We start from the raw sequence: 15,981 nt of genomic DNA, 5'->3' as shown, positions 1-15,981 counted from the left end.
CACGTGTGATCAGGCAGAGGCCCGCGCACTCCCCGCGCCGGGCCGGGGTCGTCGCACCCGCCCACAACCGGAACCACGCTTGTTTCCCGCCATTTCAACCCCTGAAACGCACTTTCCGATGTGACTTACGCGACGATGAACCGGCCCGACCTGACCTTCGCGGTCTTGGAGGCGTAGCCTTTATTCCCGCTGTCCAATCACCTTGTGAAGCGGAAGAGGGCGGTTGCCGCCGTGTCGCCACAGTCCCCCAGTAACCCGAGCGTCTCGACCGACGACCAAGCCGGGAAGAACCCCGCAGCTGCGTTCGGTCCCAACGAGTGGCTCGTCGACGAGATCTATCAGCAGTACCTCCAGGACCCGAATTCGGTAGACCGCGCCTGGTGGGACTTCTTCGCCGACTACAAGCCGGGGGCCGCCGCCGCTGCCTCCTCGGCTCCGTCGGGTACCGCGGCCGCGGGGGCCGCGGAGACCACCACGGCGCCCCAGGCAGCGCAGGCCGCGCCCGCGGCTCCCGCCGCACCGCAGGCCCCGGCCGCCGCCGCACCGCAGCCGGCCGCCGCGCCGGCCCCGGCGAAGCCCGCCCCGGCCGCAGCGCCCGCACCGGCGAAGCCCGCCGCATCCGCCGCACCCGCCGCCGCGAAGCCCGCCGCGGCCCCCGCCCAGCCCAAGAAGGACGAGCCCGTGTCCGAGGCCCCCGCCGGCCCCGAACTGGTGACGCTGCGCGGCCCCGCCGCCGCCGTCGCGAAGAACATGAACGCCTCCCTGGAGATCCCCACGGCCACGTCCGTGCGCGCGGTCCCGGTGAAGCTGCTCTTCGACAACCGCATCGTCATCAACAACCACCTCAAGCGCGCCCGCGGCGGGAAGATCTCCTTCACGCACCTCATCGGCTACGCGATGGTCCAGGCCATCAAGGCGATGCCGTCGATGAACTGGTCGTTCGCGGAGAAGGACGGCAAGCCCACCCTGGTCAAGCCGGACCACATCAACCTCGGCCTCGCCATCGACCTGGTCAAGCCCAACGGCGACCGCCAGCTCGTCGTCGCGGCGATCAAGAAGGCCGAGACGCTGAACTTCTTCGAGTTCTGGCAGGCCTACGAGGACATCGTCCGCCGTGCCCGCGACGGCAAGCTGACGATGGACGACTTCACCGGCGTGACGGTCTCCCTGACCAACCCCGGCGGCCTCGGCACCGTCCACTCCGTGCCGCGCCTGATGCCCGGCCAGTCGGTGATCATGGGCGTCGGCTCCATGGACTACCCCGCGGAGTTCCAGGGCACGAGCCAGGACACGCTCAACAAGCTCGGCATCTCGAAGGTCATGACGCTCACGTCGACCTACGACCACCGGGTCATCCAGGGCGCCGCCTCCGGCGAGTTCCTGCGCGTCGTCGCGAACCTCCTCCTCGGCGAGAACCGCTTCTACGACGAGATCTTCGAGGCCCTGCGCATCCCCTACGAGCCGGTCCGCTGGCTCAAGGACATCGACGCCTCGCACGACGACGACGTCACCAAGGCCGCCCGCGTCTTCGAGCTGATCCACTCCTACCGGGTCCGCGGCCACGTCATGGCCGACACCGACCCGCTGGAGTACCGCCAGCGCAAGCACCCCGACCTGGACATCGTCGAGCACGGCCTCACCCTGTGGGACCTGGAGCGCGAGTTCGCCGTCGGCGGCTTCGCCGGCAAGTCGATGATGAAGCTGCGCGACATCCTCGGCGTGCTGCGCGACTCGTACTGCCGCACCACCGGCATCGAGTACATGCACATCCAGGACCCCAAGCAGCGCAAGTGGATCCAGGACCGCGTGGAGCGCCCGCACTCCAAGCCGGAGCGCGAGGAGCAGCTTCGCATCCTGCGCCGCCTGAACGCGGCGGAGGCCTTCGAGACCTTCCTGCAGACGAAGTACGTCGGCCAGAAGCGCTTCTCCCTCGAGGGCGGCGAGTCCGTCATCCCGCTGCTCGACGCGGTGATCGACTCGGCGGCCGAGTCCCGCCTGGACGAGGTCGTCATCGGCATGGCCCACCGCGGCCGCCTGAACGTGCTGGCGAACATCGTCGGCAAGTCGTACGCGCAGATCTTCCGCGAGTTCGAGGGCAACCTCGACCCGAAGTCGATGCACGGCTCCGGCGACGTGAAGTACCACCTGGGCGCCGAGGGCACCTTCACCGGCCTGGACGGCGAGCAGATCAAGGTCTCGCTGGCCGCGAACCCGTCCCACCTGGAGACGGTCGACCCGGTCATCGAGGGCATCACCCGCGCGAAGCAGGACATCATCAACAAGGGCGGCACGGACTTCACCGTCCTGCCGGTGGCGATCCACGGCGACGCGGCCTTCGCGGGCCAGGGCGTGGTGGCCGAGACCCTGAACATGTCCCAGCTCCGCGGCTACCGCACCGGCGGCACGGTCCACATCGTCATCAACAACCAGGTCGGCTTCACCGCGGCCCCCGAGTCCTCGCGCTCCTCCATGTACGCGACGGACGTGGCCCGCATGATCGAGGCCCCGATCTTCCACGTGAACGGCGACGACCCCGAGGCCGTCGTGCGCGTCGGGCGGCTCGCCTTCGAGTTCCGCCAGGCGTTCAACAAGGACGTGGTGATCGACCTCATCTGCTACCGCCGCCGCGGTCACAACGAGTCGGACAACCCGGCCTTCACCCAGCCGCTGATGTACGACCTGATCGACAAGAAGCGCTCGGTGCGCAAGCTGTACACCGAGTCCCTGATCGGTCGCGGCGACATCACCCTGGAGGAGGCCGAGCAGGCGCTGCAGGACTACCAGGGCCAGCTCGAGAAGGTCTTCACGGAGGTCCGCGAGGCCACCACGGCCCAGCCGACCGCCGGCCCGGTGCCGGACTCGCAGGCGGAGTTCCCGGTCGCCGTGGACACCGCGATCTCCACGGAGGTCGTGAAGCGGATCGCCCAGTCCCAGGTCAACATCCCCGACACCTTCCACGTGCACCCGCGTCTGCTGCCGCAGCTCCAGCGCCGGGCGGCGATGGTCGAGGACGGCACCATCGACTGGGGCATGGGCGAGACCCTCGCGGTCGGCTCCCTCCTCCTGGAGGGCACCCCGGTCCGGCTGTCCGGCCAGGACTCCCAGCGCGGCACCTTCGGCCAGCGCCACGCGGTCCTCATCGACCGCCAGACGGGCGAGGAGTACACCCCGCTCCAGTACCTCGCCGAGGACCAGGCGCGCTACAACGTCTACAACTCCCTCCTGTCCGAGTACGCGGTCATGGGCTTCGAGTACGGCTACTCGCTGGCCCGCCCCGACGCGCTCGTGATGTGGGAGGCGCAGTTCGGCGACTTCGTCAACGGCGCGCAGACGGTGGTCGACGAGTACATCTCGGCGGCCGAGCAGAAGTGGGGCCAGACGAGCGGTGTCGTCCTGCTGCTCCCCCACGGCTACGAGGGCCAGGGCCCGGACCACTCCTCGGCGCGCGTCGAGCGGTTCCTCCAGCTCTGCGCCCAGAACAACATGACGGTCGCCATGCCGACCCTCCCGTCGAACTACTTCCACCTCCTGCGCTGGCAGGTGCACAACCCGCACCACAAGCCGCTGGTGGTCTTCACCCCGAAGTCGATGCTGCGCCTCAAGGCCGCCGCGTCGAAGACGGAGGAGTTCACGTCGGGTCGGTTCCGCCCCGTCATCGGCGATGCCGCGGTGGACCCTGCCGCCGTGCGCAAGGTCGTCTTCGTGGCCGGCAAGCTGTACTACGACCTGGAGGCCGAGCGCACCAAGCGCGGCATCACGGACACCGCGCTCATCCGCCTCGAGCGGCTGTACCCGCTGCCGGGTGCGGAGCTCCAGGAGGAGATCAAGAAGTACCCGAACGCCGAGAAGTACCTGTGGGCCCAGGAGGAGCCGGCGAACCAGGGCGCCTGGCCGTTCATCGCCCTCAACCTGATCGACCACCTGGACCTGGCGGTCGGCGCGGACATCCCGGCCGGCGAGCGCCTGCGCCGCATCTCCCGCCCGCACAGCTCGTCCCCGGCGGTGGGCTCGGCCAAGCGGCACCAGGCGGAGCAGGAGCAGCTCGTGCGTGAGGTGTTCGAGGCCTAGGCCCTACGGCACCGCGAGAGGCCCGGTCCCGAGTTCCGGCTCGGGGGCGGGCCCTTTCGCGTCCCGGGGAAGCCCGTCCACTCGCACGTGGCGGCGGGCGCGGGCAGGAGCCGTACGTGAGGTGATCCGGTGCGCTCCACGCGGCTTAACCTGGAGGTGTACGTCCGGCCCAGCGCCTTCAGGAGAGCATCCGTGTACTTCACCGACCGTGGCATCGAGGAACTGGAGAAGCGGCGCGGCGAGGAGGAGATCACCTTCGAGTGGCTCGCCGAGCAGCTCCGCGCGTTCGTCGACCTCAACCCGGACTTCGAGGTACCGGTGGAGCGGCTCGCGACCTGGCTGGCACGGCTGGACGACGAGGACGACGAGTAGGCGGCACCACCAGGTGGGGCGCCCCCGAGCGGGGGCGCCCCACCGTTTTGCGCGAGGGGTCACCGGAACGGGTGTCTTGACTTCCGCCGACCGCGATATATCGTGAATAGCGAAGACGCGATATGCCGCGTTCCGTCGAGCGTGTCGGGCGTGCCGAGCGTGTCCGGGCTACCGCCCCGTCACGCAGCCCCGTCCGCACCGGCCGAGGAGGTCAGCACCATGCCCGAGTGGTCCGTCGCAGAGCCGAGGAAGCTCACCTTCGACGCCCCCGTGACGGCACTCCACGTACGCACCGTCAACGGAACGGTCAACGTGGTGGGCACCGACGAGAGTTCCGCACGACTGGAGATCTCGCAGGTCGAAGGGCCCGCCCTGACGGTGACGCAGAAGGACGGCACCCTGACCGTGGCCTACGACGACCTGCCCTGGAAGGGCTTCCTCAAGTGGCTCGACCCCAAGGGCTGGCGTCGCAGCGCGGTGGTCTCCCTCGCCGTCCCCGCCTCCACCCGTGTGGAGGTGGGCGTGATCGGGGCCGACGCCCTGGTCTCCGGCATCGACGGCGGCGCCGACGTCAAGAGCGTCACGGGAGCGACGACCCTGGCCGGGCTCTCCGGTCCGGTCCACGCCACCACGGTGTCGGGGAGCGTGGAGGCCCAGGGCGTCACCGGCGAGCTGCGGCTCAACTCCGTCTCCGGCGATCTGACCGTCATCGAGGGCGCCTGCCCGTCCGTGAAGGCCGACTCCGTGAGCGGTTCGATCATCCTGGACCTCGATCCCGCGAGCGGCCCCACCGACGCCCGCCTGACGAACGTCTCGGGCGAGATCGCCATCCGCCTCCCCCACCCGGCGGACGCCGAGGTCGAGGCGAACACGGCCAGCGGCGCCGTGTCCAACGCCTTCGACGACCTGCGCGTCACCGGCCAGTGGGGCGCCAAGAAGATCACGGGCCGCCTGGGCGGGGGCAACGGCCGGCTGAAGGCGACCACGGTCTCCGGCTCCATCGCCCTGCTGCGCCGCCCGCCCGCGGAGGACGAGCCATGGGGCGCGCCGCCCGCCGAGGCGTCCCCCGACACCGGCAGCGGCGCCACCGCCGTCCCGGCCGACCGTTCCCCCGACGGCTCGACCGGCGGCCCCACCGAGCGGAAGGAGCTCTGACATGCCTCCCGTCTTCGCCCATGGACGCCTGCGGCTGTACCTGCTGAAGCTGCTGGACGAGGCACCGCGCCACGGTTACGAGGTGATACGGCTGCTGGAGGAGCGCTTCCAGGGGCTGTACGCACCGTCCGCCGGCACCGTCTACCCCCGGCTGGCCAAGCTGGAGGCCGAGGGTCTGGTCACGCACACCACCGAGGGCGGCCGCAAGGTGTACGCGATCACGGACGCGGGCCGCGCCGAACTGGCCGACCGCAGCGGTGAACTGGCCGACCTGGAGCTGGAGATCCGCGAGTCGGTCGCCGAGCTGGCCGCCGAGATCCAGGCGGATGTCCGGGGGGCGGCGGGCGACCTGCGCCGTGAGATGCGGGCGGCGGTCTCCGAGGCGCGCCGGGGCGCCAAGGAGCACGAGGGTGCCCACGGGGCGTACGGCGACCAGGACGAGAAGGAGGCGTGGCGCGCCGCCAGGGAGGAGATGCGCCGCGTCAAGCAGGAGTGGAAGGAGCAGGCCCGGCGCGCCAAGGACGAGAGCCGGCGGGCCCGTGAGGAAGCCCAGCGGGCGCGTCGCCAGGCCAAGGAGGCGCAGGAGCGGGCGCGCGCCCAGGCGCAGGAGGAGCTGCAGCGCATGGCGCGCCGGGTGCAGGAGCAGGTGCAGGACCACTTCGCGCGGGGCGACTGGCCGACGGGCGTGCGGGAGGGACTGGCCGAACTGGCCAAGGAGTTCGGCGAGTTCGGCAAGGACTTCGGGAAGGACTACGGCTTCGGGCGCGGGGCCGCGGGCGCGTCCAGGACGGCGGAGCAGCCCGCGTACTCGGCGACCCCCGAGGACTTTCCGGGGGCGTACGAGCCGTCCTGGGCGCACGAGGACTTCCCGGGCGACCCTGCCCGTGCCCTCGACCGGCTTCTGGACCGCTTCCGCGACGACATCCGCGACGCCGCCCGGGACCACGGGGTGACGGAGGAGCAGTTGCGCGACGCCCGTCGGCACCTGTCGACGGCTGCGGCGCACATCGGCGCGACGCTGCGGTCGCGGAAGGGGTGACGGCCCGACGGCGGTCCACACCTGCACCGGCCCGCCCGGCCTCCGAGGTCTCCCCTGTCCCGAGGCTCAGCCGGCCTTCGCGTGCCCGCCGCCCCAGAGCACACGTTCCACGGCGGCGTAGGTCACTCCGTGGTCGGCGAGGACCTCGGACGGGACACCGGGGCGGGCGGCCAGGGCGAGGAGGAGGTGCTCATCGCCGATGTGCCGGTCGCCATGTGCGACGGCGGCGCGCAGGGACCCGGTGAGGACGTCCTTGGCGCCACGGGTGAACGAGCGGCGCCCGGACCGCCGTACGACGCCCGCGCCGGCCGCGGCCAGCGCGCCCTCTCCGTGGGCCTCCTCGACCCGGGAGACGATCTCGGTGAGGTCGATGCCGAGCCCGGCGAGAGCATCCGCCTCGGCGCGCGTGAGGCCGCCGCGGCGGCGGGCCTCGGCGAGATCCCGTTCGACCGCCTCGCGGCGCCCGGTGAGCCCGAGCGCCGCCAGGGCGAACGCGGCGCGGCTGCCCTCACGGTCGAGGAGGGCGAGCAGCAGGTGGGCTTCCTCGACGCGTTGCTCACCGGCGCGTTCACAGTGCGCGACGGCGCCGGTGACCACCGCGCGGGCGTCCTGGGTGAACCTCTCGAACATCATTGCCTCCCGTACTTCTTGTGCACGGCCTGCCTGCTGACTCCGAGTTCCGCGGCGATCTCCTGCCACGACCAGCCCTGGTTGCGCGCACTGCGCACCTGTACCGCCTCGAGCTGCTCCAGCAGCCTGCGCAGTGCGGCGACGGCTCGCAGTCCGACTCGCGGATCGCGGTCGCCTGCGCGTTCGGCGAGATCCGTTGCTTCGGTCATGATGTCAACATAGGTTGACACGCCGGATCCTGTCAACCATGGTTGACGAGATCCCGCCACGGAAACGCGCAAGGCGGGCCCGGAACGACGTCCGAGCCCGCCCTGGCGGTGGAGTGAGGCGCCGTCAGCCGGCGGTCAGCACGATCTTCCCGAACTGGTCTCCGGCCTCCAGGCGTTCGAAGCCCTCACGGGCGCGGTCGAGGGGGAGGACTTCGTCGATGACGGGGCGCACACCGGTGGCGGCGCAGAAGGAGAGCAGGTCCTCCAGTTCGTCCTTCGAGCCCATCGTGGAGCCGACGACCTTCAGCTCGAGGAAGAAGATCCGGGTGAGTTCCGCATGTGAGGGCCGGTCGCCGCTGGTGGCGCCCGAGATGACGAGGGTGCCTCCGGGGCGCAGGGACTTGACGGAGTGCGACCAGGTGGCGGCGCCGACGGTCTCGATGACGGCGTCCACGCGCTGCGGCAGCCGGGCCCCGGACTCCAGGGCCTCCACGGCGCCCAGTTCCACGGCCCGCTTGCGCTTGGCCTCGTCCCGGCTGGTGGCGAAGACCCTGAGACCGGCCGCCTTGCCGAGCACGATCGCGGCGGTCGCGACACCGCCGCCCGCGCCCTGGACGAGGACGGAGTCACCGGGGCGCACACCGGCGTTGGTGAACAGCATGCGGTAGGCCGTCAGCCAGGCGGTGGGGAGGCAGGCGGCCTCCTCGAAGGAGAGTTCCCTGGGCTTGGGGAGGAGGTTCCAGGTGGGAACGGAGACCTGTTCGGCGAAGGTGCCCTGGTAGCGCTCGGTGAGGATGGAGCGGGGCTCGTCGGGGCCGACGCCGTGGCCGGTCTGGCCGATGACGGAGTGGAGGACGACCTCGTTGCCGTCCTCGTCGACGCCGGCTGCGTCACAGCCGAGGATCATGGGCAGTTTGTCCTCGGACAGCCCGACGCCCCTGAGGGACCAGAGGTCGTGGTGGTTGAGGGAGGCGGCCCTGACGTTTACGGTCGTCCAGCCGGGGCGCGCCTCGGGGGCGGGGCGCTCTCCCAACTCGAGGCCGGAGAGGGGGTTGTCGCGGTCGATGCGGGCGGCGTAGGCAGCGAACATGACCTTGAGGTTAGGCTCCGCACCTGGCGGAGGGAACCGAGACGGGCTGTGACGCGTGTCCCTGCCACCGCCTCGCCCAGTCGCGCCGCAGGGACGGCACCCGGGGCGTCGGCAATCCGCTCAGGAAGCCGCGCTTCACACCACGTGGGTGGGCGGGGTGAAGATCCCCCCGCCCACCGCGCAGCGCCACCGCAGCGTTACCGCCGGGCCACGCCCTCCGCCCGAGCCGCCGCGGCCACCGCCGCCGTCACCGCCGGGGCGACCCGCTCGTCGAACGGCGACGGGATCACGTAGTCGGCGGCGAGGTCGTCCCCGACGACTCCCGCCAGCGCCTCCGCCGCCGCGATCTTCATGCCCTCCGTGATGCGGGACGCCCGCACCTGCAGGGCCCCGGCGAAGATGCCGGGGAACGCCAGCACGTTGTTGATCTGGTTCGGGAAGTCGGAACGGCCCGTCGCCACCACGGACGCGTACTTGTGCGCGACGTCCGGATGCACCTCCGGGTTCGGGTTGGCCATCGCGAAGACGAACGCCCCCTCCGCCATCGACGCCACCGCCTCCTCGGGCACCGTACCGCCGGAGACCCCGATGAAGACGTCGGCGCCCTCCAGGGCGTGCTCAAGAGACCCCGAAAGCCCCGCCTTGTTGGTGAACTGGGCGAGCTCCCGCTTGACCGGCGTCAGATCGTCCCGGTCCGGCGAGACGACGCCCTTGCGGTCGGCGACGGCGACATCGCCGATCCCCGCCTCGACCAGCATCTTCGCGATGGCGAAACCTGCCGCGCCCGCGCCCGAGATGACGGCCCGCAGGTCGCCGAGCCCCTTGCCGGTCAGCCGCGCAGCGTTCCGCAGGGCTGCCAGCGTCACCACGGCCGTACCGTGCTGGTCGTCGTGGAAGACCGGGATGTCCAGCCGCTCCTGGAGCCGGCGCTCGATCTCGAAGCACCGCGGCGCCGAGATGTCCTCCAGGTTGACGCCCCCGAAGGAGGGCGCGAGCCGGGCCACGGTGTCGACGATCTCGTCCACGTCGGTGCAGTCCAGCGCGATCGGCACCGCGTCCACGCCGCCGAACTGCTTGAACAGGATCGCCTTGCCCTCCATCACCGGGAGGGAGGCCTCGGGGCCGATGTCACCGAGCCCCAGCACCGCCGTGCCGTCGGTCACCACGGCCACGACCGACGACTTCCATGTGTAGTCGTGGACCAGCTCCGGCTGCTCCGCGATGGCCGTGCACACCCGGGCGACGCCGGGTGTGTACGCCAGGGACAGGTCGTCCTTGTCGCGGACCGGCACGGTGGCCTGAACTGCCATCTTGCCGCCGCGGTGCAGCGCGAACGCCGGATCGAAGGAATCGTGGGGTTCGACCCCGCCGTCCTGCTCCGTATTGCTGTCGCTGCGCGAGTTGACGATCTCCGCTGCCACTGTGTCGTACCCCTTAGATCTGCATGGTTTGAGGGTGACCACTCCTGGTTGAGGGGTGGGCGGGCACCGCGCATGTCCCACGTGACTGGTGCGTAAGGGCACATACGCGACGGGCGCGCCGCACACGCGCCCTGAGCCCCGGATGAGGGGTGTAAGGCACCTTCTTACCGGACGGATGGTGTCCGGGACGAGTCCATAACGCGAAGGTCACACGCCGGTGAGATGACTCATGGCCGAAAATGTGGACACGTCCCCGGCACGGCCTCACAAGATCACGCATGCGGGCGTGAGGCCGACCGCACGGTGGGATGCACCGAAGATCTTCCGGCCGGAAGGAACGATTCCCGCACAAGGTGCGGCCGAAATCAGCCGTCCGTGGCGGTTCGGGGGTCACCCGTTATCCGATTTTGACATGGCGAGTCCCCTGAATGCCGCTGTCCGACTGGCAAGATGCGTCAATCACACGAGGTCGCGACACCCGAAGGTGTGTGTTCTCGACGACCCCGTCGGCACAAACCCATTCGCCGGAGGAACCACCATGACCGCACGCTCCACACGTCGTACGGCCGCCACGCGCTCCCGGATAGCCGCGGTCGGCGCGATCGCGGTCGCGGGCACCCTGGTGCTTGCCGGTTGCGGCGACCAGACCAAGAGCCAGAGCGGCAGCAGCTCGAGCAGCCCTTCGGCCTCGGCTCCGCTGGCCGACAAGCTCCCCGCGCAGATCCGCCAGGCCGGCGTCATCAAGGTCGGCTCGGACATCGCGTACGCGCCGGTGGAGTTCAAGGACAGCTCCGGAAAGACGGTTGGTCTCGACCCCGATCTCGCGGAGGCCATGGGCAAGCAGCTCGGCGTGAAGTTCGAGTTCGAGAACGGCACGTTCGACGCCCTGCTCACGGGTATCCGCTCTAAGCGTTACGACATCGCCATGTCCGCGATGACCGACAACAAGAGCCGCCAGGAGGGTGTCGACTCCGACACCGGCAAGAAGGTCGGCGAGGGCGTCGACTTCGTCGACTACCTGACCGCGGGTGTCTCCATCTACACGCGCAAGGGCGACACCGGTGGCATCTCGACGTGGTCGGACCTGTGCGGCAAGAAGCTCGCGGTCGAGCGCGGCACCGTCTCGGAGGACCTCGCCAAGAGCGAGACCAAGAAGTGCCCGGCCGGCAAGAAGATCACCATCGAGGCCTTCGACGACGACCAGCAGTCCCAGACCCGGCTGCGCTCCGGCGGCGCGGACGCGGCGTCTTCCGACTTCCCGGTGGCGGCGTACGCCGTGAAGACCTCGGGCGGCGGCAAGGACTTCCAGATCGTCGGCGACCAGGTCGAGGCGGCCCCGTACGGCATCGCGGTCTCCAAGGAGAACACGCAGCTGCGCGACGCGCTGCAGGCCGCGATGAACGCGGTCATCAAGAGCGGCGAGTACGAGAAGATCCTCCAGAAGTGGGGCGCCCAGGACGGCGCCGTCAAGGAGTCCGTCATCAACGGCGGCAAGTGACCGCAGCGCAGCGGGCACTGAAAGGCATCACCCGTGACTGTTGACATCGACAAGACGGCGGGCCCCCAGGACACTCCCCCGGCCGGACCGGAGGCCATCAAGGCCATCCCCGTCCGGCACTACGGGCGGTGGGTCGCCGCCGTCGTCGCGATCGCGCTTCTCGCCGCGATCGTGTACGCGTTCGGCCAGGGCAGGATCAACTGGCACGCCGTGCCGGACTACTTCTTCGACCACCGCATCCTGACGGGCGTCGGCAAGACCCTCATGCTGACCGTCCTGTCCATGCTGATCGGCATCGTGGGCGGCGTCGTCCTCGCGGTGATGCGCCTGTCGAAGAACCCGGTGACGTCGTCCGTCGCCTGGTTCTACATCTGGTTCTTCCGCGGCACCCCGGTCCTCGTCCAGCTGTTCCTGTGGTTCAACCTGGGCCTGGTCTTCGAGTACATCAACCTCATGCCGTTCTACAAGGACTACTGGTCGAACTTCATGACGCCGCTGCTGACGGCGCTGCTCGGCCTGGGTCTGAACGAGGCCGCGTACATGGCGGAGATCTGCCGGGCCGGCCTGCTGGCCGTCGACGAGGGGCAGACGGAGGCGGCGCACGCGCTGGGCATGAGCCACGGCAAGACGCTGTGGCGGATCATCATCCCGCAGGCGATGCGGGTCATCGTGCCGCCGACGGGCAACGAGGTGATCAACATGCTGAAGACCACCTCGCTCGTGGCGGCCGTCCAGTTCCCCGAGCTCTTCCGGTACGCACAGGACATCGGCCAGACCTCCGGCGCCCCGGTGGAGATGTACTTCCTCGCCGCCGCCTGGTACTTGATCATGACGTCCGTACTGAGCGTCGGGCAGTACTACATCGAGCGGTACTACGCGCGTGGCTCCAGCCGCCAGTTGCCGCCGACGCCGTGGCAGAAGGTGAGGGCGCATCTGACGTCCTTCTCGAGCAGGAAGGTCACGGCATGACCGAGAAGCCGACCAAGACCGACGCCGTCCCGCGGGACCCGTCCGTGGCGATGGTCAGGGCCGAGAGCGTGCACAAGTCGTTCGGCCAGGTCGAGGTCCTCAAGGGCATCGACCTCCAGGTGAAGGCCGGCGAGGTGTTCTGCCTCATCGGTCCCTCCGGTTCCGGCAAGTCGACCTTCCTGCGGTGCATCAACCACCTGGAGAAGATCAACGCCGGGCGGTTGTACGTGGACGGCGAACTGGTCGGCTACCGGCAGCAGGGCGACAAGCTGTACGAGCTGCGCGACCGCGAGGTGGCGATGAAGCGCCGGGACATCGGCATGGTCTTCCAGCGCTTCAACCTGTTCCCGCACATGACCGCCCTGGAGAACGTCATCGAGGCGCCGGTGCAGGTCAAGGGCGTGAACAAGGCGGAGGCGAAGGAGCGCGCCATGCAGCTCCTGGACCGGGTGGGGCTGGCCGACCGGGCCGGGCACTACCCCTCGCAGCTCTCCGGCGGCCAGCAGCAGCGCGTGGCGATCGCCCGCGCGCTCGCGATGGACCCCAAGCTGATGCTGTTCGACGAGCCGACCTCGGCCCTCGACCCTGAGCTGGTCGGCGACGTCCTGGACGTCATGCGGGACCTCGCCGAGTCCGGCATGACGATGGTCGTCGTCACCCACGAGATGGGCTTCGCCCGCGAGGTGGGCGACTCGCTCGTCTTCATGGACGACGGTGTGGTGGTCGAGTCCGGCCACCCGCGCGAGGTCCTGACGAACCCCCAGCACGAGCGGACGAAGGCGTTCCTCTCGAAGGTTCTCTGACGCGACGCGCCAGGGGGCGCTCCGGACGCGCCGGATGCTCCGGGAGAAGAGGGCGGCACGGGGTTCCCGTGCCGCCCTCGCCTCTTGCCGTCCGAGCCACGCCCGCGCCCTACTTGAGCGCCAGCAGCAGCGTGTCCGACGGTGAGCACCACACCGGGCGTGCCTCGGCGAATCCCTTGTCGCGCAGTACGCGCGCGTGCCAGGCGGCGGAGGGCATCTCACCGTCGGCGTGGGCGCCGTAGATCTCGAAGCGGCGGGCGGTCGGCGCGGCGAGGACGGGGTCCTTGGCGGCCAGCGCCCACCACTCGGCCCAGTCGAGGGCGCCGCCGCGCATGGCCTGGTCCATGCGGGCGTGCCGCTGGGCGCTCTCGGCCGCGTTGATCCGGGGCGTGGTGTCGTCGATCATGTGGTCGGCGTTCATGAAGACGCCGCCGTAGCGGACGAGTTCCGCGATCTGACCGTAGAGGGCCTCGAGGGGTTCGGTGCGCAGCCAGTGGAGGGCCGTGGCCGTGAGGACGGCGTCGTACGCTCCGTACGGCAGCCGCGCCGGCCAGTCGGGGTCCTTGAGGTCGGCCTCGACGAAGGTGACGCGGTCGTCGCCCTCGAAGGTGCCGCGTGCGATGGTGAGCAGGGCCGGGTCGAGGTCGACGCCGATGCTGGTCGCCTTCGGGAACCGGGCCAGGAGCCGGGCGGTGATGCTGCCGGTACCGCACGCGAGGTCGAGCACGCGGGGTTCGGTGCCCACGAACGCCTCCACCATGTCGAGCATGACGCGGAAGCGTTCCTCGCGGTCGGGCATGTACCACTCCTGCTGGCGGTCCCAGCTCTGCTGCCACGCCTGCCAGTCGGTGCCCGTCGTGGATCCGGTCGTCGTGCCCGTCGATCCGGTCGTCGTGTCCATCGGAAGCCCCCTTGTTCACGGAACCGCGTAATACCCTGGACGTACGGTCGTCTGTTACGCAACGCACCCACGACGATAGAGCGCCCTGGTAAGGACTACAAGTGGAACTGGCCTATTACTCGGATTACGCCGTACGCCTCGTGAACAGCGAGGAGCCGGCCCGGGGCAAGGACTCGCTCACCTCGGTGGAGGCCGTCCGCGACCTCTTCGGGGTCAACCAGTCGGCGGCCCGCCGCGCCACCGACGCCGACGTGACCCGCTTCCGCTCGGTCCGGGCCCGGCTGCGTGGCGTCTTCGAGGCGGCGGACGGGGGCGACGAGACGCTCGCCGTGGACCTGCTGAACTCCCTGCTCCTCGAATTCCCGGTGAGCCCGCAGATCTCCGGGCACGACCACCGCGACGACGACGGCCGCCCCCTGTGGCACATGCACCTCGCGGACCACCCGTCGAACGCGACCGCCGGCTACGCGGCGATCGCCGCGATGGGGCTCGCCTTCCACCTCACCGAGTACGGCGTGGACCGCCTGGGCCTGTGCGAGGCGGCCCCCTGCCGCAACGCCTACCTCGACACCTCGACGAACCGGTCCCGGCGCTACTGCTCGGACCGCTGCGCGACCCGTGCCAACGTGGCCGCCTACCGGGCCCGCAAGCGCCTGGAGGCGGACCGGTCGGAGAGCACGGGCCGGGCGGCGGAGAGCGCCCAGCGCAGCAGCGCGAACGCCGAACGCTGATCGTCCCTGAGCGGCCGGTAACGGAACCACACCTTCCCGAGGATCAGCTCCTCGGGAACCGTGCCGTAGTCGGTGCTGTCCCCGCCCGCGTACGGGTTGTCGCCGAGCACCCACCAGCCGCCCTCGCGCAGCTCCACGGCGCGCTTGACGACCAGCAGGTCCTGCTGGAAGGGGTGGCGCAGGACGATGACGTCACCGGGCCGTACCCGGGCCCCGTACTGCAGGAGCAGCCGGTCCCCGTGCTGGAGCGTGGGTACCATGGACGGCCCTGTGACCTCCGCCACCCCCAGCGGCAGCAACGCCCTCGTGCGCTCGGTCTCCTGTGACAGCTCCGGCATCACCCGGCACCTCCCCGGTCCGTTCCTCCACCAGTCCCAGTCTCACCCTGGACTTTTGGCGTAAGCCCATGGGGGCACTCGCCAAAACCGGTCCCCTACGGAGTAATGTCCCACCTGAGATGACGATCACGAGGAAGGACAGCTTCATGCTCTCCCGCCTGTTTGCCCCGAAGGTCAAGGTCAGCGCCCACTGCGACCTCCCCTGTGGTGTCTACGACCCGGCCCAGGCCCGCATCGAGGCGGAGTCGGTGAAGGCCATCCAGGAGAAGATGGCGGCCAACGACGACCCGCACTTCCAGGCGCGCGCCACCACCATCAAGGAGCAGCGCGCCGAGCTCGCCAAGCACCACGTGTCGGTGCTGTGGAGCGACTACTTCAAGGCCCCGCACTTCGAGAAGTACCCGGAGCTGCACCAGCTGGTCAACGACACCCTGAAGGCCCTCTCGGCCGCCAAGGGCTCGACGGACCCGGCGACGGGCCAGAAGGCGCTGGACTACATCGCCCAGATCGACAAGATCTTCTGGGAGACCAAGAAGGCCTGACCTTGGTCCATGCCCTCTGACCTGCGATTTCGTTTGGTCGCAGCGTCTCCCCGTCCGCACCCGGTCCGCAGGCCGCCGAGCACGGCGTCCACGGCGGCCCGGGTGCGGTCTTCTTCGCCCGGCCACAGGGGCGGGCGCACCTCCACAGCCTGATGCCGGCGGACGCATGGCCGAGGCCGAGCCGGACCTCCTCGACGCTCGGCCGGTAGGTCGAT

Annotated in this window: 15 protein-coding genes; 9 read left to right on the top strand and 6 right to left on the bottom strand. The window is 70.1% G+C overall.

Annotated elements, in window-relative coordinates:
- The first annotated feature begins 231 nt into the window (after positions 1 to 231).
- From ACZ4SW_RS27190 to ACZ4SW_RS27175, 4 genes are all read left to right on the top strand, one after another.
- The gene (locus tag ACZ4SW_RS27190) at positions 232 to 4,068 is read left to right on the top strand and encodes a multifunctional oxoglutarate decarboxylase/oxoglutarate dehydrogenase thiamine pyrophosphate-binding subunit/dihydrolipoyllysine-residue succinyltransferase subunit (RefSeq protein WP_468250858.1); all 3,837 of its coding nucleotides are present in this window, start codon (positions 232 to 234) and stop codon (positions 4,066 to 4,068) included.
- A gap of 192 nt (positions 4,069 to 4,260) precedes the next feature.
- The gene (locus ACZ4SW_RS27185) at positions 4,261 to 4,440 is read left to right on the top strand and encodes a DUF6104 family protein (protein WP_311692815.1); all 180 of its coding nucleotides are present in this window, start codon (positions 4,261 to 4,263) and stop codon (positions 4,438 to 4,440) included.
- A 219-nt stretch (positions 4,441 to 4,659) separates the two neighbouring features.
- Positions 4,660 to 5,595 carry a DUF4097 family beta strand repeat-containing protein gene (locus ACZ4SW_RS27180; RefSeq protein ID WP_468250856.1) on the top strand — a complete coding sequence of 312 codons (936 nt, stop codon included), beginning with the start codon at positions 4,660 to 4,662 and terminating at the stop codon, positions 5,593 to 5,595.
- A 1-nt stretch (position 5,596) separates the two neighbouring features.
- A complete protein-coding gene (locus ACZ4SW_RS27175) occupies positions 5,597 to 6,634 on the top strand; it encodes a PadR family transcriptional regulator (protein WP_468250854.1) in 1,038 nt (345 codons plus the stop codon).
- A gap of 66 nt (positions 6,635 to 6,700) precedes the next feature.
- On the opposite strand, the gene ACZ4SW_RS27170 is transcribed toward ACZ4SW_RS27175, so the two are convergent.
- From ACZ4SW_RS27170 to ACZ4SW_RS27155, 4 genes are all read right to left on the bottom strand, one after another.
- Positions 6,701 to 7,264: a Clp protease N-terminal domain-containing protein gene (locus ACZ4SW_RS27170; RefSeq protein WP_468251047.1), complete on the bottom strand. Its 564-nt coding sequence runs from the start codon at positions 7,262 to 7,264 to the stop codon at positions 6,701 to 6,703.
- Positions 7,264 to 7,473 carry a helix-turn-helix domain-containing protein gene (locus ACZ4SW_RS27165; RefSeq protein WP_018571396.1) on the bottom strand — a complete coding sequence of 70 codons (210 nt, stop codon included), beginning with the start codon at positions 7,471 to 7,473 and terminating at the stop codon, positions 7,264 to 7,266. Before ACZ4SW_RS27165 ends, ACZ4SW_RS27170 begins: the two co-directional genes overlap by 1 nt.
- A gap of 124 nt (positions 7,474 to 7,597) precedes the next feature.
- On the bottom strand, positions 7,598 to 8,563 hold the full coding sequence (locus ACZ4SW_RS27160; RefSeq protein ID WP_468250852.1) for a zinc-binding dehydrogenase: 966 nt from the start codon (positions 8,561 to 8,563) through the stop codon (positions 7,598 to 7,600).
- Between the two features lie 197 nt (positions 8,564 to 8,760).
- Positions 8,761 to 9,984 carry an NAD(P)-dependent malic enzyme gene (locus ACZ4SW_RS27155; RefSeq protein WP_468250850.1) on the bottom strand — a complete coding sequence of 408 codons (1,224 nt, stop codon included), beginning with the start codon at positions 9,982 to 9,984 and terminating at the stop codon, positions 8,761 to 8,763.
- Between the two features lie 538 nt (positions 9,985 to 10,522).
- Here ACZ4SW_RS27155 and ACZ4SW_RS27150 point away from each other — a divergent pair.
- From ACZ4SW_RS27150 to ACZ4SW_RS27140, 3 genes are read left to right on the top strand one after another with little or no spacing between them, the layout of a single operon-like run.
- Positions 10,523 to 11,482 (top strand): ABC transporter substrate-binding protein, encoded by a 960-nt coding sequence (locus ACZ4SW_RS27150; protein WP_468250848.1) that lies wholly within the window; start codon positions 10,523 to 10,525, stop codon positions 11,480 to 11,482.
- Positions 11,483 to 11,515: 33 nt separating this feature from the next.
- On the top strand, positions 11,516 to 12,451 hold the full coding sequence (locus ACZ4SW_RS27145; protein ID WP_468250846.1) for an amino acid ABC transporter permease: 936 nt from the start codon (positions 11,516 to 11,518) through the stop codon (positions 12,449 to 12,451).
- Between the two features lie 50 nt (positions 12,452 to 12,501).
- Complete coding sequence (locus ACZ4SW_RS27140; protein WP_468251045.1) at positions 12,502 to 13,254, top strand: amino acid ABC transporter ATP-binding protein; 753 nt, start codon at positions 12,502 to 12,504, stop codon at positions 13,252 to 13,254.
- Between the two features lie 109 nt (positions 13,255 to 13,363).
- On the opposite strand, the gene ACZ4SW_RS27135 is transcribed toward ACZ4SW_RS27140, so the two are convergent.
- The gene (locus ACZ4SW_RS27135) at positions 13,364 to 14,155 is read right to left on the bottom strand and encodes a class I SAM-dependent methyltransferase (protein ID WP_468250844.1); all 792 of its coding nucleotides are present in this window, start codon (positions 14,153 to 14,155) and stop codon (positions 13,364 to 13,366) included.
- A gap of 101 nt (positions 14,156 to 14,256) precedes the next feature.
- Here ACZ4SW_RS27135 and ACZ4SW_RS27130 point away from each other — a divergent pair, with 101 nt between their 5' ends.
- Positions 14,257 to 14,886: a CGNR zinc finger domain-containing protein gene (locus ACZ4SW_RS27130; protein ID WP_468250842.1), complete on the top strand. Its 630-nt coding sequence runs from the start codon at positions 14,257 to 14,259 to the stop codon at positions 14,884 to 14,886.
- Here ACZ4SW_RS27130 and sodX read toward each other — a convergent pair.
- Entirely contained in the window at positions 14,790 to 15,224 is a 435-nt protein-coding gene (gene sodX, locus ACZ4SW_RS27125; protein WP_468250839.1) for a nickel-type superoxide dismutase maturation protease, read from the bottom strand. The two genes, ACZ4SW_RS27130 and sodX, sit on opposite strands and share 97 nt — an antisense overlap.
- A gap of 146 nt (positions 15,225 to 15,370) precedes the next feature.
- On the opposite strand from sodX, the gene sodN reads away from it, so the two are divergent.
- Positions 15,371 to 15,766 (top strand): superoxide dismutase, Ni, encoded by a 396-nt coding sequence (gene sodN / locus ACZ4SW_RS27120; RefSeq protein ID WP_103839348.1) that lies wholly within the window; start codon positions 15,371 to 15,373, stop codon positions 15,764 to 15,766.
- The last annotated feature ends 215 nt before the right edge of the window (positions 15,767 to 15,981 follow it).

It is taken from the genome of Streptomyces sp. NPDC028331 (assembly GCF_055565775.1).
The sequence above is the reverse complement of the archived record's forward strand: the minus strand, read 5'-3'. Positions and strand labels throughout refer to the sequence as shown.

Excerpts from the sequence above, each read along its gene's own strand:
- ACZ4SW_RS27160 (WP_468250852.1), bottom strand. The coding sequence starts at position 8,563 with ATGTTCGCTGCCTACGCCGCCCGCATCGACCGCGACAACCCCCTCTCC.
- sodN (WP_103839348.1), top strand. The coding sequence starts at position 15,371 with ATGCTCTCCCGCCTGTTTGCCCCGAAGGTCAAGGTCAGCGCCCACTGC.
- sodX (WP_468250839.1), bottom strand. The coding sequence starts at position 15,224 with ATGCCGGAGCTGTCACAGGAGACCGAGCGCACGAGGGCGTTGCTGCCG.
- ACZ4SW_RS27170 (WP_468251047.1), bottom strand. The coding sequence starts at position 7,264 with ATGTTCGAGAGGTTCACCCAGGACGCCCGCGCGGTGGTCACCGGCGCC.
- ACZ4SW_RS27165 (WP_018571396.1), bottom strand. The coding sequence starts at position 7,473 with ATGACCGAAGCAACGGATCTCGCCGAACGCGCAGGCGACCGCGATCCG.
- ACZ4SW_RS27135 (WP_468250844.1), bottom strand. The coding sequence starts at position 14,155 with ATGGACACGACGACCGGATCGACGGGCACGACGACCGGATCCACGACG.
- ACZ4SW_RS27150 (WP_468250848.1), top strand. The coding sequence starts at position 10,523 with ATGACCGCACGCTCCACACGTCGTACGGCCGCCACGCGCTCCCGGATA.
- ACZ4SW_RS27180 (WP_468250856.1), top strand. The coding sequence starts at position 4,660 with ATGCCCGAGTGGTCCGTCGCAGAGCCGAGGAAGCTCACCTTCGACGCC.
- ACZ4SW_RS27175 (WP_468250854.1), top strand. The coding sequence starts at position 5,597 with ATGCCTCCCGTCTTCGCCCATGGACGCCTGCGGCTGTACCTGCTGAAG.
- ACZ4SW_RS27140 (WP_468251045.1), top strand. The coding sequence starts at position 12,502 with ATGGTCAGGGCCGAGAGCGTGCACAAGTCGTTCGGCCAGGTCGAGGTC.